16 protein-coding genes and 1 pseudogene are annotated in these 16,670 nt (G+C 34.2%); 4 read left to right on the top strand and 13 right to left on the bottom strand.

Going from position 1 to position 16,670, the window contains the following annotated elements:
* Nucleotides 1–78: 78 nt before the first annotated feature.
* Together ACSBO6_RS15360 and ftsZ are read right to left on the bottom strand one after the other, a co-directional pair.
* Nucleotides 79–228, bottom strand: a complete 150-nt coding sequence (locus ACSBO6_RS15360; protein ID WP_098843965.1) for a hypothetical protein — start codon at nt 226–228, stop codon at nt 79–81.
* Nucleotides 229–787: 559 nt separating this feature from the next.
* Nucleotides 788–1,771, bottom strand: a pseudogene (gene ftsZ / locus ACSBO6_RS15365) (cell division protein FtsZ); the annotation flags it as partial.
* A gap of 482 nt (nt 1,772–2,253) precedes the next feature.
* Between ftsZ and ACSBO6_RS15370 the strand changes: the two are divergent.
* Entirely contained in the window at nt 2,254–2,613 is a 360-nt protein-coding gene (locus ACSBO6_RS15370; protein ID WP_498843640.1) for a hypothetical protein, read from the top strand.
* 64 nt (nt 2,614–2,677) lie between these two features.
* Here the strand turns inward: ACSBO6_RS15370 and ACSBO6_RS15375 are convergent, their stop codons facing one another.
* The 3 genes from ACSBO6_RS15375 to ACSBO6_RS15385 form a co-directional block, all read right to left on the bottom strand.
* The gene (locus ACSBO6_RS15375; protein ID WP_498843641.1) at nt 2,678–3,661 is read right to left on the bottom strand and encodes a cation diffusion facilitator family transporter; all 984 of its coding nucleotides are present in this window, start codon (nt 3,659–3,661) and stop codon (nt 2,678–2,680) included.
* A gap of 582 nt (nt 3,662–4,243) precedes the next feature.
* Nucleotides 4,244–5,617: a penicillin binding protein PBP4B gene (gene pbp4b / locus ACSBO6_RS15380; RefSeq protein WP_483295155.1), complete on the bottom strand. Its 1,374-nt coding sequence runs from the start codon at nt 5,615–5,617 to the stop codon at nt 4,244–4,246.
* 342 nt (nt 5,618–5,959) lie between these two features.
* Nucleotides 5,960–6,370: a MarR family winged helix-turn-helix transcriptional regulator gene (locus ACSBO6_RS15385; RefSeq protein WP_098844010.1), complete on the bottom strand. Its 411-nt coding sequence runs from the start codon at nt 6,368–6,370 to the stop codon at nt 5,960–5,962.
* 188 nt (nt 6,371–6,558) lie between these two features.
* Here ACSBO6_RS15385 and ACSBO6_RS15390 point away from each other — a divergent pair, with 188 nt between their 5' ends.
* Both ACSBO6_RS15390 and ACSBO6_RS15395 read left to right on the top strand, forming a co-directional pair.
* A complete protein-coding gene (locus ACSBO6_RS15390; RefSeq protein ID WP_098843968.1) occupies nt 6,559–7,170 on the top strand; it encodes a DUF3238 domain-containing protein in 612 nt (203 codons plus the stop codon).
* The gene (locus ACSBO6_RS15395; RefSeq protein WP_098843969.1) at nt 7,170–7,796 is read left to right on the top strand and encodes an FMN-dependent NADH-azoreductase; all 627 of its coding nucleotides are present in this window, start codon (nt 7,170–7,172) and stop codon (nt 7,794–7,796) included. The genes ACSBO6_RS15390 and ACSBO6_RS15395 overlap by 1 nt, the downstream gene beginning before the upstream one ends.
* 223 nt (nt 7,797–8,019) lie before the next feature.
* Here ACSBO6_RS15395 and ACSBO6_RS15400 read toward each other — a convergent pair whose 3' ends face one another.
* The 7 genes from ACSBO6_RS15400 to hutU form a co-directional block, all read right to left on the bottom strand.
* A complete protein-coding gene (locus ACSBO6_RS15400) occupies nt 8,020–9,402 on the bottom strand; it encodes an L-cystine transporter (protein ID WP_498843642.1) in 1,383 nt (460 codons plus the stop codon).
* A gap of 141 nt (nt 9,403–9,543) precedes the next feature.
* Nucleotides 9,544–10,011, bottom strand: coding sequence for a DUF3291 domain-containing protein (locus ACSBO6_RS15405; RefSeq protein WP_498843643.1), 468 nt, complete (start codon nt 10,009–10,011; stop codon nt 9,544–9,546).
* Nucleotides 10,012–10,217: 206 nt separating this feature from the next.
* Nucleotides 10,218–10,676: an SRPBCC family protein gene (locus ACSBO6_RS15410; protein ID WP_098843972.1), complete on the bottom strand. Its 459-nt coding sequence runs from the start codon at nt 10,674–10,676 to the stop codon at nt 10,218–10,220.
* Nucleotides 10,669–10,986: an ArsR/SmtB family transcription factor gene (locus ACSBO6_RS15415; protein WP_098843973.1), complete on the bottom strand. Its 318-nt coding sequence runs from the start codon at nt 10,984–10,986 to the stop codon at nt 10,669–10,671. The genes ACSBO6_RS15410 and ACSBO6_RS15415 overlap by 8 nt, the downstream gene beginning before the upstream one ends.
* A gap of 127 nt (nt 10,987–11,113) precedes the next feature.
* The gene (locus ACSBO6_RS15420) at nt 11,114–12,421 is read right to left on the bottom strand and encodes an MFS transporter (RefSeq protein ID WP_098843974.1); all 1,308 of its coding nucleotides are present in this window, start codon (nt 12,419–12,421) and stop codon (nt 11,114–11,116) included.
* A gap of 70 nt (nt 12,422–12,491) precedes the next feature.
* Nucleotides 12,492–13,748, bottom strand: a complete 1,257-nt coding sequence (gene hutI, locus ACSBO6_RS15425; RefSeq protein ID WP_498843644.1) for an imidazolonepropionase — start codon at nt 13,746–13,748, stop codon at nt 12,492–12,494.
* The gene (gene hutU, locus ACSBO6_RS15430; protein ID WP_498843645.1) at nt 13,748–15,424 is read right to left on the bottom strand and encodes a urocanate hydratase; all 1,677 of its coding nucleotides are present in this window, start codon (nt 15,422–15,424) and stop codon (nt 13,748–13,750) included. The genes hutI and hutU overlap by 1 nt, the downstream gene beginning before the upstream one ends.
* A gap of 241 nt (nt 15,425–15,665) precedes the next feature.
* Between hutU and ACSBO6_RS15435 the strand changes: the two genes are divergently transcribed.
* Nucleotides 15,666–16,052: a VOC family protein gene (locus ACSBO6_RS15435; protein WP_498843646.1), complete on the top strand. Its 387-nt coding sequence runs from the start codon at nt 15,666–15,668 to the stop codon at nt 16,050–16,052.
* Between the two features lie 58 nt (nt 16,053–16,110).
* On the opposite strand, the gene ACSBO6_RS15440 is transcribed toward ACSBO6_RS15435, so the two are convergent.
* The gene (locus ACSBO6_RS15440) at nt 16,111–16,638 is read right to left on the bottom strand and encodes a DinB family protein (RefSeq protein WP_098843977.1); all 528 of its coding nucleotides are present in this window, start codon (nt 16,636–16,638) and stop codon (nt 16,111–16,113) included.
* Nucleotides 16,639–16,670 lie beyond the last annotated feature (32 nt).

The following is a 16,670-nucleotide window of genomic DNA, read 5'->3' on the forward strand; positions in this document are numbered from 1 at the left end:
ATCGTGAGCTAAGATTTTTTGATTCATATAAATAGAAAAACATAGGGAGATTTTAGACTTCCTATGTTTTCATTCATATTATTTATCTGTTTGTTTTTGTTTCTTTTTCAAATACTCCGCACGCAATTTTTCAAGTTGCTGCTTTTTATCAAATTTGGCAGGCGTCTGTTTTTCATGAAACTTTGCCACAGCTTGCTGACCTTTAGTATCCAGTTGATATTTTCCCACTTTGTTCACCTACTTTTCTTGTCTTAAAAAAGAACCTATTCAACAAATATAATATACCTTATTTACGAAAGTAAACCTTATAATCAAAAAAGACATGAGCATCCATACTCATGTCCCTTTTACATATCTATCTATTTCTATTTTTTCGATTACGTAAGAATGCCGGTATATATGAAGTTGAATCTTCCTTCTCATTGAAGCGGCCATATTCTTGTTGCTCATTGTAACGTCCGTAATCTTGTTGTTCTGTGAAACGATTATGCTCTTTTTGTTCTGGGAAACGATTATGATCTTGTCGTTCTTGGTAACGGTTATAATCCTGCTGTTCATTATATCGTCCATAATCATTTTGTTCATTGTATCGAGTGAAATCTTGTTGCTCATTATAGCGATTATGCTCTTTTTGTTCATTGTAACGGCCATAATTTGGCTGTTCCGTGTATCGACCGGTTTCTTGATGATCATTATAGCGAGCGTAGTCTTGCTGTTGGTCTACGCGATATCTCTGTTCTTGTTGGAAACGTTGCTCTCTATTGTATAAGCTAGGTGCTTCTTCTATTGGTCTAGAAGGAGTTCTTACCATTTTCTCCTCTTTATCCGCAAAACCTGTAGCAATTACCGTTACAATAATTTCATCTTTTAAGTTTTCGTCGATTACTGAACCGAAAATCATATTTAATTCTTCATGCGATGCAGAAGCAACGATATCTGCAGCTTCTTGTACTTCAAACAGACTTAAGTTACGTCCGCCTGTAATATTCATAATGACACCATGCGCTCCATTAATAGAAGTTTCAAGTAACGGAGAATTTAATGCTTTCTGAGCAGCGATCGTAGCGCGGTCTTTACCTTTTGCAATACCGATTCCCATAAGGGCTGTCCCTTTATGAGACATGACTGTTTTAACATCAGCAAAGTCTAGATTGATTAATCCTGGAACTGCGATCAAGTCGGAAATCCCTTGAACCCCTTGTCGAAGTACATTATCCGCTTCACGGAACGCTTCAAGCATCGGTGTTTTTTTGTCAACTAGCTCTAATAAACGATCGTTTGGAATGATAATTAATGTGTCAACTGCTTCTCTAAGTTCCTTAATTCCACCTTCAGCATTTGTTGCACGCTTTTTCCCTTCAAATTTAAAAGGGCGAGTTACAACTCCAATCGTTAAAGCACCAAGCTTACGAGCAATTTTCGCAACTTCAGGTGCTGCCCCAGTTCCTGTTCCGCCGCCCATTCCAGCTGTAACGAATACCATGTCCGCTCCTTGTAGTACTTCCTCAATTTGCGATTTACTTTCTTCTACAGCTCTTTTTCCAATTTCAGGATTTGCACCTGCTCCTAAACCACGCGTCAACGTTGCACCAATTTGCATTGTTATTTCAGCTTTTGATTGTTTTAGCGCTTGCGCATCGGTATTAAAAGCAATGAATTCAACGCCCTCTACTCCATCTTCAATCATTCGATTAACGGCGTTATTTCCTCCACCACCAACTCCAATAACTTTTATTCTTGCAAACTGTTCTATATTTTCAAATTCAAACATGATTATTCCTCCTCGTCATACCGATTACATAATTTCACGTTTTTCAAAGAACCATTATTTTCATTCTAAGATTTATCTTTTTATGTACGTATTAGTAGATTAGAATTATCCAATTCACTTAAAGACATAGAATCGTCCTAATTCCCCTAACACTACTATACAAGAAAACTACTTATTATCTTTTTGATAATTTTCCCTTAATATACCTTTAACTAAAACATTTATTTTAACATCTTAATGTAATATCTCTATCAACTTCGTAACAAACGTTAGAAAAGTATGTACAAATATATAATTCTTTCCTTTTTGGTTGAATCCTTTAAGAATCTATATCGTTTCAAAGAAATCATTACCCAAAATACGATAAAATGTGATACCGTTCACAATTTTTCCACTATATTATCATCCCTACGTATTTTCTACTGGTAATATATTAATATATTAGGATTTTCTTAATAAATAAATTCTGAATTGGAGAGAACATGAAAATATTACTTAAAGGTTTAATTTTTAAAATTTGTTTCTTCATTAGCTTTTCTCTTTTCATCTTTTATTCGCAAAATTTATGTATTCATAATAAAGATACGTCCTTTAAAGTAATAAAAGATATGAAAAGAATTGAAAGTGATACTGATCTAAAAAACTCTACATTTTTCACTAATCAGTTAAAATATCAATCCAATGAAAAAGAAGAATTTGCCAAAGTAAGTATTTTCCTTTTTGGAAACTTTGATCGTCTTGAGGAATTAATGAAAGATTATTCCAATTTAGTCGTAATGGGTACTGTAAAATCCACCGAACCGTATATCATAAAGAAAAATGATGGAATTGAAAAACAATAATGATTTTGTTACAAATTATCAAAATGAAAAAAAACGACAAACATAGTAGTTGTCGTTTCACGCGTTACTTTTTTTCAATTAATTCTGTTTTGTTATCTTCAATCCAATTTTGAATTCCATCATCTTCGTCCAACTCGATGATGACGTCTGTAACACCTTTTTCTTTCATGATTTTTTCTTCTAATCGGTCTTTTATGTCGTCAGCTTGAGCTACTGTTAAATTTGGATCTAGTTCAATTTCTAATTCAACATGTAAATCTTCACCCTCTTTTAAAACTGTAAGAACTTGAATATCTTTGACATCTGGATCTTCCATTACGATTTCGCCGATCTTGTCTTCCATTTCTTCATCGGATTCACCAATTACACCTGCAGCATTATCAAGAAATACTTTTCCAACAACAAAAAACATCAAAATTCCAATGATGACAGAAGCAACACCTTCAGCTTGGTGAAAAGGTGTAAAGTAAGCAATGATTACAGCAATCATCGCTAATAATCCACCTAGAGTTGCTACTGTATCTTCTAAGAAAACTAATTTCGTAGCTGGTTTCGCTTTTCCTAAATTCGAAATTGCCTCGGTAACCACTCCGAAACCACTTGTAGCTATTCCTAATTCATGACTAATTTCTTTCATTGCTTTGAAAAGTACAAATGCTTCAAGGACTACCGAAGCACCTAAAATAGTAAGAGTAATAGTCAGTCCTGAAGATTGGGTTGGATGTGCAATATGATGGATTCCTTCTACAATCGTTTCATACGCCATAATTCCTACAATTAATACTGCTCCAAGTAAAACTAAATTTACAAGTCGACCAAATCCATTTGGAAAGCGATCTGTTGGGGCTTTTTTACTTAAAGCTGAACCGCTAAAAACAAAAAGTTGGTTTGCAGTATCGGCCGCACTATGCATCATTTCTGCAAAAAGTGCAACACTTCCTGTCATACCAAAACCTATTCCTTTTATGATTGCTATTACAGCGTTAACAATCGCTGCTAATAATGCAGATTTATTACCTTTTTTTAAAAGCAAAAAAAACTCTTTCATCCTATACTCCTCTTCACTAGTATTTTTATATTATGTATTTTTTTAATTATTATTAGCTGTTACTCATTTGGAAATATATGTAATTTAATTTTACCATAAGTTTTCTTGATTCTTTTGTCTGTTCAAAAAAATATTTTTGATCAGCAAAATATAAACTCTTCCTAAGTAAAAGAAAGTGCTTCTAAAGATGAAAAAACAAATAGAAATCTAAAAGATAAATCGTGATAATCAAGATGGTTATTCCCAATAAGAAGTAAAGTATCTTCTTTAATAGAAAAATTTTTTTATTGAAAATTGAAACCCATAAACAAAAGAATGATAATAATAAAATTGGTATCGTTAGTAACACAATCAACATCAACTTTCACATCCTTTAAATGATAGATGCAATTTTTTTTAACTTAAAAAAGCTATCTAAAAAAGACAGCTCTTACTAATTTATATGAGACTATTGAAATGTACTAGTTCTAATTTCATTTTTTAAAAACAGATTTTACTGCTTTGGTTTATACTTAGCTTTTCATTAATGATATAAAAGAGAAAAATCATCCTATCTAGAAGATTTTCTCTTTCCTTATACTATTACTTTATCAATGCTTCATAAACAGCAGTTGCCACGGCTTTATATTGTCCAGTCGCAAAGTCATCTCCAATAAATTTGTTCGGATTAATTAGTGGATTAATGACAGGTGAATGTTTTTTATTGGTTAATAAGACAATCCCTAAATTATGATCTGGATCAATGATGGTTAGAGTGCCTACCCAACCAGTATGTCCAATCGCATTTGGACTTGCATATAATCCAAATGTAGACGACATACTTAAAGAGCCATTTCTTCTCCAGCCTAAGCCATATGTTGGGTTTAGATCGGAAGGTGCTGAAAACTGATCAATCGTTTTTTGATCAAATAGTTTTACTTTGCCATACCCACCGCCGTTTAACATTACTTGTAATAGAACCGCTAAATCGCTTGTCGTTGAAAAAAGGCCCGCATGGCCAGATACGCCACCCATCGAGTAATATGCCTTTTCATCGTGCACTTCTCCTTGAATTGTGTATGTACGGATATTCGGAAAGGAAACCATACCGTCTCGGGAATTCCCCATTAACTCGGTTGCTGCGAAATCTTTTGGTTTGAATCCTTTTTGCAAAGGATTAAACATCGTATGTTTTAGACCTAATGGCTTATAAATTGTATTTTCTACATAGTCGTCTAACCGTTTTCCAGTTACTTTCTCGATAATAAAACCAAGGATCATATAGTCTACGTCACTATAAATGTTTTTTGTACCTGGTACGTATTCTAATGGTGTTTCAGCGATTTTCTCAAATGTTTCATTACGGTTTTGTGTATACAAGGAACCTGCTATTGTAGGATTGTGATATTGTGGATCTGCAGGAAAACCAGCAGTGTGGTGTAAAATATCAATTAAACGCAGGGTATCCTTCCCTTTAATCATATCAGTTGATTTATCTTTAAAATTTGGAAAGTATGATTGTACAGTGGAATTCAAGTCTATTTTCCCTATACTAACAAGATGTTGCAAAGCGAAGTTAACTGCATACATTTTAGTGTTTGATGCCAAATCAAACATTGTATTAGTCTTCATTTTCTGAGGATGTTTAAGTGCTGTCAGCCCATCGTATTTTTTTGAGTACCCATAAGCAGTGTTTTTTACAATTTTCCCATCTTTGATAATCATTAGAACTGCACCTGGAAAACCATTATTTACGTCTTGCTGGATTAATTCATCTACAGCTTTTAGTTTTTCAGATGAAAAGCCAACCTCTTCAGGATGTTTTACTTTACCTAAAAGAGGGTAGTTTTCACTATGTTTGTTTTGTTTCATTGTATTCACCTCAGATTGGAGTGAGGTTTTCTCCGATGTTGATTGTGCATAGCTGACTGAACCTGTTGTAGTAACTAAAGCAATTGATAAGGATGATGATACGATACTACGAATCATTCTAGTCAATTATGTTCGCCTCCCATTAAAATAAGCTATCCAAATAATCAATGAACTATTTGTAAAAAGTTTGATTCACTTGATTGAAAATTAATTTCAAAAACTACTTATTTTAAATTGAAATAATATTCCAACTATTATAAGTATAAAATTGTTTTGTACAGTTTGTAAAGATTGAAAATTCAATAAATTAATTGAAGTACCGAAAAAGTTAAACAATTTACTATTTAATTAAGTTAATAATCTCCTATTCAAAACCTTTCATTCTTCTTAGTAAATCATTAAAAGCATAAAAAAAGAAAGCCCTGTAGCTTTCTATTCAGATCTTATTTACCAAACAGGTCTAATTCTTGCAGTCGGTTTCTGTTCATCAGCTATTTCAACAACTTTTCTCAAATCTTCTTTAAGATTATCCATTCGTTTGGAACCAATTTTTTGAATGAAGCTTTTTTCTAGTTCAGCTACAATTTCCTCCTTCTCCTTTATAGCAAGCTGACCTCTTTCACTTATAACAATCGTTTTTCCACGCTTGTCGGTTGGATGAGAGTGTCGCTTTACGTAACCTCTTTCTTCAAGATAGTCAACCATTTTACTGACAGCTTGTTTAGTAATCCCTAATTTATCAGCTAATTCATTACCAGTTGCCCCATTTGGCAAAATACACTTAAACAAAAATCCATGAGTAGGTTTTAGATCATCAAATCCTCTTTCACTTAATTTTTGATGTAGTTCAGTTAACATTGTATTTAGGGCAATTGATAAAAGTGAAGTAAGATCAGTCTCTTGTTGTATTTTCAATATTTAACCTCCTTTTAAAGTCAATTAAGTTGACTATATATATTTTACATTGTACATTATGATATATGGTCAATCAAATTGACTAAATACCCATTGCTTAGATTCAATAATTCGATTTAAGGGGGATCGAAATGGTTAAACTCGTTAAGATTAGAGCAAGTGTATTTATTCCAATGCCTTGGACTGAACCTAGGTTAGATAATGAATCAGGAAATATCATTGAATTTGAAGGTGACTCACGTGAGTTTACACCTTTTGCCGTAAACACTATGCGCTCTAGAATTGAACAAGAAGTAATTGTGGATTTTTATAAAAAGAAAATTTTCACATATGCAAATACTGGTATCACAACAATGAGAGTTACAGCATCAAACGGTTCTATTTCTAAAGCAACTGGCAAAGCAAGTTCAGAGCAGATTTTATGTAAAAATATTAAATGGAGTAACGATGAAGTTAGTTTCCAAATGAGTGCAAGTGCTAGTAACCCTTTGAATGTAAATGCACCGACTGCAGACTTTCTTTTAAATGTACAAGCAAAAAGCGATGGTAGTCTTACAATTCAAGGAGAGCATGATGGATTTCCATGTTACGAGTTTTATAAACAAGTAGATTTTGGACCATTTGAGGATATTTACCTGCATGACTTTAGACGATCAGGTGATACGGCTGAAGCTCTCGGAGGAGAAATGGAGTATTCATTTACTAAAACTTATAAAAAAATGAAACAGTTGGAGGAAAAATAATGTCAACAGTACTATTTATAAAAGCGAATAACCGCCCAGCGGAACAATCAGTAAGTGTGAAACTATATGAAACGTTTTTAACAAGTTATAAAGCATCTCACCCACATGATCATGTAATCGAACTAGATTTATACGAAGAAAATTTACCTTATGTTGGCGTTGACATGATTAATGGTACTTTTAAGTCAAGTAAAGGGATGAAGTTAACTGAAGAAGAAGCAAAAGCTGTAGAAATTGCAGACAAATACTTAAATCAATTTCTTGAAGCTGATAAAGTAGTCTTTGCATTCCCATTATGGAACTTAACGGTACCCGCTGTACTTCACACATATATTGATTACTTAAATCGAGCAGGTAAAACATTTAAATACACACCTGAGGGACCAGTTGGATTAATTGGTGATAAAAAAATCGTCTTGTTAAACGCACGTGGTGGTGTCTATTCTGAAGGACCTGCTGCTAATGTAGAGATGGCTGTTAAATTTGTTTCAAGTATGATGCACTTCTTTGGTGCAAAAGATATTGAGACAGTTGTGATTGAAGGACATAACCAATTCCCAGAACAAGCAGAAGAAATCATTACAAAGGGTCTTGAAAAAGCTGATCAATTAGCCCTTTCATTTTAACTTACTAACTGCAATAGATTAAAAAACAAGTCCTAACGTTAATGATTAGGACTTGTTTTTTATCTCCTTTTCTATTAGACTAGCCACTATAGTTTTCCCATTCTCAGTTGATTTTGGGTTAGTTTGATGAGCAACAGTTTGTAGATAATGTTTCATTAGTTTGATAAAAAAAGAGTCCCTAGTAAATAATTTTATTAGGGACTCTTTTTATTAGACTTTTAAATTATGCCTCTACAACATCCGCTTGCTGATAAACTTCTTTTTCGAATTCTCCAGTTGCTTTACTTGTTAGGATACCTGATGTCATTGCTCCACTAACGTTTAGAGCTGTACGGCCCATGTCGATTAGAGGTTCAACTGAAATTAGTAATCCAACGATCGCGATTGGAAGATTCATAACTGAAAGGACGATAAGAGCTGCAAAAGTTGCTCCTCCACCGACACCAGCTACACCGAATGAACTGATTGCTACGATTAGAATTAGAGAGATAATAAATGATACACTTGTTGGATCTACACCAGCTGATGGAGCTACCATTACAGCTAACATTGCTGGGTAAATACCAGCACATCCATTTTGACCGATTGAAAGTCCAAACGAACCAGCGAAGTTTGCAATACCTTCTGAAACACCAAAATCTTTTGTTTGTGTTTTGATTGTCATTGGTAATGTTCCCGCACTTGTACGTGATGTAAATGCAAATGTTAAAGTTGGTAAGGCTTTTTTCACATAACTTACTGGGCTTAGTTTTGCAAATGATAATAATAATAAATGCACAATAAACATTAAGATTAAAGCCACATAGGACGCAATTACAAACTTACCTAATTTTACGATTGCATCATAATCACTTGTTGCTGCTACTTTTGTAATGATTGCTAAGATTCCATATGGTGTTAAACGAAGAATTAATGATACGACTCTCATCGTAATTGAATATAGTGTATCAATTATTTTAGCAAAAAACTCTGCAGTTTCAGGCTCTTTTCGTTTTACTCCTAAGTATGCAATTCCCACAATAGCTGCAAAAATAACAACTGCAATTGTTGAAGTTGCACGTGCACCAGTTAAATCTAAAAATGGATTACTTGGAAATAATTCAAGGATTTGTTTAGGGATTGTCAACGATTCTACAGTTGGCACTCGACCTTGTAATTCTGTAATTCTAGCAGTCTCTTGAGCACCTTCTGATAGTTTGATTCCATCAAGTCCAAATCCTAAAGCGGAACCAATTCCGATAGCTGCTGAAATAGCTGTTGTACCAAGAAGGATCCCAATAACAAGGACACTAATTTTACCGATATTCTTTGTTAATTTTAATTTTGTAAACGCACCGACAATTGAAACGAATACTAGTGGCATGACAATCATTTGTAATAGTTTTACATAACCACTACCAACAATGCTAAACCAGTCGATTGTTCCAACTGTAACATCATGTTCAGTTCCATAGATTAAATGAATAATATAACCAAAAATAAGACCTAAACCTAAACCTGCGAATACACGCTTTGAAAAAGATACATGCTTTTTTTGCAAAAGATACAATCCATACATAAGTACTAATAAGATCGCAACATTTACGCAGATAAGAAATGTATTCATTTTTCTCCCCCTTTTCTTTTAATAATTTAATTTACGAAAATATTAATACAAGTATTCCTATAAATCAAGTAGGAATTGTTTGTTTTTCGAAAAATTCCTACTTATTCCTCATTATGATGCAATCTATCTAGAAACCTATTACTACTTAATGAATAGCAATTCACCATATTGATCAAATGCATGCTTAAAATCAAAAGCAGTAGGAGTCGGTCCATTTTGAATATAATAGTCATATCTTTTAAAGGCCTCTTCCCACGAAACATCACTTTGTTTCTCGGTCCACCATATAACATATGAAAGATGCTTCTCCTTATAAGATTCCATCCATTTACCTCGATCTTTCAATGCTTGTTTATGGTGTCCGGAGTACGTAAAACGATATAGGGATTCTAAGTTCTTCCAAACGGTTAGTGTAAGTATAGGAGCGCCTTCCCCCTTATTAGCTTCTTTAGGGAGAGAAATTCCATCAGATGAAAACGCATCAATCATATTTCCTGATTTTGTAGCCTGACGAAAGACATCATTTCCTACAGAAAAAAATTGACGAGAGGCAGAGTGGTCATATGGGTGTTTTAGCCTACCAACTGTATAAATTGCAACAAAAGTCATAAATAGTCCTCCGTAGACAGGTTTTATTAAATTTATATTCAAGTACGCTTTTATTTCATAACTAATTCTTTTTTTCAATATTTTTATATTTTGTAGATAATTGGGTTAAGTTGGACATTTTGTGGACGGTATAGAAATTAAATGTAGATAAAAAAAGAGACCTCCCTTTGTCAGTTATCCTGACTTACGGAATAGCCTCTTTTAAATTATGAAATAGAAATAGGTGGCAATGTCTTACCTGTTTCTAGCAAACTCTTTAAGTTACTTAATATCGCTGGCCAGCCATTGTTTAATCCTTCAAACGTATCATCACGATCCACAAAATCAGTCGTTTCAAGATTTTCATGTTTCAGCGTTAATCTAACAGTCGATTCTAATTCTTTTAACACAAATGTGACGATTGATGGTTCTTTACGATTCGTCGGATCATTTGTATGATTCCATGTAAACGAAAGTAAACGATATGGCTCACATTTTAAAATCGTTCCATAATCTGTCACTTCACCATTTCGTAAATAAGAAACCGTTGAGCCTACTTGCCAATCAGATTCAATGGCAGTACCGAAAAAGTATTTTTCAGTAAATTGAGTACTCGTTAATGCTTCCCATAGTTTTTCGGGTGTTGTTGCGATATATGTAACATAAACAAATTGTGGTTTATTCATTGTTGAAATCCTCCTCAAGTTTATTTAATTCACTTAATGCATCTAAACGATTATGTTCGTACTTGTTGATCCATCGCTTTGAAATTTCGCTAATCGGTACAGGATTAAGATAGTGAAGTTTATTTCGACCATGCCATTCTATGACAACTAGGTTTGCTTCTTCTAAAATCATTAGGTGTTTAGTTACTGCTTGTCTACTCATATCAAGATGTTGACATAATTCAGATAATGTTTGACCGTTATATACAAATAATTCATCAAGCAATTTTCTACGATTTGAATCGGCAAGTGCTTTAAAAACTTTATCGATTGCTTTCGCCTCCTCATTGCTTACATATTAAGCAACCAATTAGTTGCATGTCAAGTTAAAATATGCTCTATTTGAAGATAGGAAAAAAAAAAAGAAATTGCCGAAACAATTTCTCTTTTTCATATGATTAACCCGCAAGATTATTTGAAGGTCTAGCCGTTTTTTCACGTTTTCCTGGTTTCACAAAGATCATAGCAACCATCCCTAACGTTACAGCAATTGATGCTGCAATAAACATTGCACTGTAACCGTGTTTTGCTACTAAGCTACCAGTTAAGGTTGGCGCAATGATTGTAGCTAGGTTTGCGATGAAATGTGTTACTCCCCCAAATGTTCCAGCTTTTTTAGGTTCCGTATCCAATACTACTGTCCAATAAATCGAGTTTGGTAAATAGTTAAATGCATTACCTATACACATTAAAATCAAGACTGCAGTTGCACTTTGAACGGTTGGAATTAGCATGAAACAAATTGCTGTAAAGAATAATGAAATGACTGTGAACCAAGATCTAGCAATACGTAAATTGCCTGTTTTTCTAAGAAGTGAATCTGATATTTTACCTCCTAGTAAACCTGTAAAAATAGCTCCAATCCATGGAATCATTCCAACAAATCCTAGTGATGCTAATGAAAATCCAAATTCATCTTGTAAATATTTTGGCGTCCAAGTAAGCAATAATATATTTACATATAAAAAGGCAAAATAACCAATTGCATTCATTACTAGAGTAGGATTTTTGAAAAAATAGTACCATGGTGTAGATTCTTGCTCACTTTTTCCGCTAATCGGATTATTTAATCGGATTAACTCAAGTTCTTGTTTTGTGACTTTTGGATTATCTTCTGGCAAGTTTGTAAATACTTTAGACCAAATAAATGCCCAAATTAAACCTACTACCCCTAGAATAATAAATGTTACTTTCCAACTTGCAACTGATAATAAAGCAACTACGATTGGTGCAGTGATCAATGCTCCTACTGGTGTACCTACTAAACCAAGCGCAACTGCAAACCCTCTTTCTTTTGGAGAAACCCAGTTAGCCATTGTTTTATTCATTGTTGAGAATGTAGGTCCTTCTGCAAGTCCAAATAATACGCGGAAAACTGCAAATCCAGCTAAAGCTGAGCCACCAAATAAGGTCGCACCTAAATTACCTGCAAATATAGTGCCTAATTCAAAAATTGACCAGGCAGTTGCGGCAAGTAACCACATAAATTTTGGACCTTTTTTGTCAGCGAAAGCCCCTCCAAATAATGCTCCAAATATATAGCCGTATCCAAAGTAACCTAAAATTTCACCCCAACTTACTGGACTTAATCCAAACTCTTTAATAATCTCTGCCTGTGCATATGCAATTGCACCTCGATCGATATAATTAACAATCGTGATGATGATGATCATAAAAATGATAAAGAATCGATAATTATTTTTCATTAAAGATTGTTCCTCCTATATAATTTTTATCAGAAGGGACCCCCATATATTTATCATTATCTGTTGCTAATTACACAATCTTTATACCCTTTTTCCAAACGGATTTCACATGGTTAACGCCAAATAAATATTGTAATTCTTGATAGTTTTTAACATTCCACAATACGATATCTGCTTGTTTTCCAACTTCAAGTGATCCAATTTGATCTTGGCGATTAATTGCACACGCAGCGTTGTATGTTGCTGCCGTTAAGCTTTCAGCTGGAGTAAGTCGCATTGATATACAAGCTAAATTCATTACAAGCGGCATCGACGTAGTCGGTGAAGAACCCGGATTACAGTCAGTTGAAATTGCCACAGCTACTCCTTCATCAATCATTTTTCTTCCTTTTGCAGCATCTTCACGTAAATAAAGTGCAGTTGCAGGTAGAAGACAAGCAATTGTTCCTGATTTTGCCATTGCAGAAATACCTTCATCAGAAGCTTTTAATAAATGCTCAGCTGAAATAGCACCAATTTTTGCTGCTAATTCCGCTCCACCATAAGGTTCAATTTCATCAGCATGAATTTTTGGGATTAAATCATATTTTTTACCTGCTTCTAAAATTCTCTCTGATTGTTCTGGTGTAAATACACCTTTTTCACAGAATACGTCATTAAATTCAGCTAATTTTTCTTCTGCGATAATTGGTAGCATGTCGTTAATTAAGTGATCAACAAATTCATCTTCTCGTCCTTTAAACTCTTTCGGCACTGCATGAGCACCCATAAAAGTAGGAACTAATTCAACTGCATGCATGTATTTTAATTTTTTCATAACTCTTAACTGCTTTAGCTCGGTTTCTAAATCCATACCATAACCGCTTTTACTTTCTACAGTCGTCACGCCATGTGCAATAAAAGAATCTAGACGTCGCATCGTTTGTGCCATCAATTCTTCTTCAGTTGCTTCACGAGTCATGCGGGCAGTCGCATGAATTCCGCCACCCGCATTCATAATATCCATATATGTTGCACCTTCAAGACGCATTTCAAATTCACGCTCACGGCTTCCACCATACACAACATGTGTATGTGGATCCACTAGACCAGGAGTAACAAGTTGATTTGATGCATCAACTACTTGTGCTTCATGAATTTTTTTTGCATAGCGATCTTGAATTTCTTTTGTTGTTCCAACAGCTTGGATCACTCCATCTTCAATCCATAAGCTACCGTCTTCAATTAAACCAAGCTCTGACATTGCTTCCTTTGAGCGAGGTCCTTTCACGTTTGAAGCAAGCGTTGCTAATTGAGCAGCATTTTTAATCCAAATTGGTTTAGTCATTACTTATCAGTCCCTTTATCAAGCATTGGAATATTTACTCCTCTTTCACGAGCAGTTTGTTTAGCTAGCTCATAACCTGCATCAGCGTGACGAACTACACCCATTCCAGGGTCTGTTGTTAATACGCGCTCAATACGTGCTTCTGCTTCTTTTGTACCATCTGCAACAATTACGACACCAGCGTGTAAAGAGTAACCCATTCCTACTCCACCACCGTGATGAACTGATACCCAAGTTGCTCCACCAACTGCGTTAATCATTGCATTTAAGATTGGCCAGTCTGCTACTACATCTGATCCATCCATCATGCTTTCAGTTTCACGATTTGGAGATGCTACAGAACCTGAATCTAAGTGGTCTCTTCCAATTACGATTGGAGCTTTTAATTCACCACTTGCAACCATGTCATTTAAAATTTTACCGAAACGAGCGCGCTCGCCGTATCCTAACCAGCAAATACGAGAAGGTAGACCTTGGAATTCTACTTTTTCACCGGCCATACGAATCCAGTTACATAAATGCTCATTATCAGCAAATTCACGTAAAATAGCTTGGTCAGTTTTGTAAATATCCTCAGGATCACCTGATAATGCTACCCAACGGAAAGGTCCTTTCCCTTCACAGAATTGTGGGCGGATATATGCTGGAACGAATCCTGGGAAATCAAATGCATTCTCTACGCCTTCATCCTTCGCAACTTGACGAATGTTATTACCGTAATCAAATGTGACAGAACCTTTTTCCATCATTTCAAGCATTGCTTTAACATGAGTTGCCATTGAAGCTTTTGAACGAGCAACATAAAGTTCTGGGTTTGAAGCTCTTAATTCTGCAGCTTCTTCTAATGACATTCCAGATGGAGTATAACCGTTTAATGGATCGTGCGCAGATGTTTGGTCAGTTAATACTTCTGGAATAAAGTTTCTAGCAATCATTTCTGGTAAAATTTCAGATGCATTTCCGATTAGGCCGATTGATAATGCTTTACCTTCTTTTTTCGCTTCCTCAGCAAGACGAATTGCCTCATCTAAAGAATCTGTTTTTACATCCGTATATCTAGTTTCGATACGACGATCGATTCTAGTTTCATCTACATCGATCCCAATGCATACTCCACCATTCATTGTAACAGCTAGTGGTTGAGCTCCACCCATTCCACCAAGACCAGCTGTAACAGTAATTGTACCTTGAAGTGTGCCATTGAAATGTTGTTTTGCTAATTCAGCAAATGTTTCGTATGTTCCTTGAACAATACCTTGAGAACCAATATAGATCCAGCTACCAGCTGTCATTTGTCCGTACATCATTAAACCTTTTTTATCTAATTCGTGGAAAGTATCCCAATTAGCAAAAGCAGGTACTAGATTTGAGTTAGCAATTAAAACACGTGGTGCATCCGTATGAGATTTAAAAATCGCAACTGGTTTACCAGATTGAACTAATAATGTTTCATCATTTTCTAAATTCTTTAATGATTCAACAATCGCATCGAAGCACTCCCAGTTACGAGCTGCTTTACCAATTCCACCATATACAACAAGATCCTCTGGACGCTCTGCTACATCTGGATCTAAATTATTCATTAACATACGAAGAACTGCTTCTTGTTGCCAACCTTTTGTATTTAATTCCGTACCTCTATATCTAACTACTTTATCAACTGTAACCGTATTCATAATTTAATACCCCCTAGATTTGATGTTTTCAGTCTAACACGAATTTTTAGATATTTTATTATAAAATGATGATTATTTTATAATGCATTTCACTATACTTATCTTTTAATTATATTTTTATAATCTATCTCAAAATCTATTAATTAATTAGACTATTTTAAAAAATACGATGAAAATAATAGAGGTTTATCATCATTCACGTTGAAATCATAAATTGATTAAATCGAAGGGTGGAATCATTATGAAATCAATCATTTCTCCAATTACAAACAAAGTTAACTACGTTTTTATTCACGTTAAGGAACTAAAAAAGTCAGTTGAATGGTATTGTAGACTCCTTGGCATTACAACCGATCTTAGTCAAATAGAATCCCCTGTATTTAATATCCCTGTAACAGGTACAACTGGATTAACTTTAGACGACCACACTTTTGATCCGGATTACAAATTTCAACCTTCAAAAAATGTGTTATTTAATTTCTACTCAGATGACATAGACCAAGCTTACCTATTTATGAAAGAAAATCATATTTCGATCGTAAAAGAGATTGAACGCATTGGAGAATTTGCTTATTTTAACTTTGAGGATTTGGATGGAAATGTACTAATGATTTGTAATAGTAAATAAAAAAACAAAATTTAAGCCTGTATCATCGATTACCATTAATCTTAGATACAGGCCATTTTTAACTATTTTTATACAATTTACGAATCATTCTTATTTGACCACGATGATTGATTTCATCCTCAAACACATGAAACCATTTAAAGTAGTTTGTAGCTTTTGTATTTCCAAATTCAGTCTGCTCATGTAACCACTCATCTGAAAGTGTATTAAATTTTGTATATGTATCTTCTCGAATCGAATTTAAGAGATTAATATAATAGTTTGCATCATTACCTTTAATACGTTCCCTAGCTGCTTCATCTAAATCTAAACCTGGTAACCATTTCTTTTCTTCTTCTGAATTTAAATCTCGATTTTCAAATGTATTAAGTTGATACCAATACTCAACCCCTGCCATGTGAGTAAGTAGCATCCCAATCGAATTGCTTGCTTTAGAATGCAAATAATCTAGTTCCTCTACTGTAATATCTTTAATTGCTTCTAGAGTTGTATATCTTACATAATTCATCATTGAAATTAATGTATTAAAATCTCCTTTTACACCATCTTGTTCTCCGACTAAAAATAATTTATTCCATTCGTTCATAGTTGTAACTCCTTTTATTAACTCACAGATCA

Source organism: Bacillus sp. AL-1R (genome assembly GCF_052180195.1).
Taxonomy (GTDB): domain Bacteria; phylum Bacillota; class Bacilli; order Bacillales; family Bacillaceae_G; genus Gottfriedia.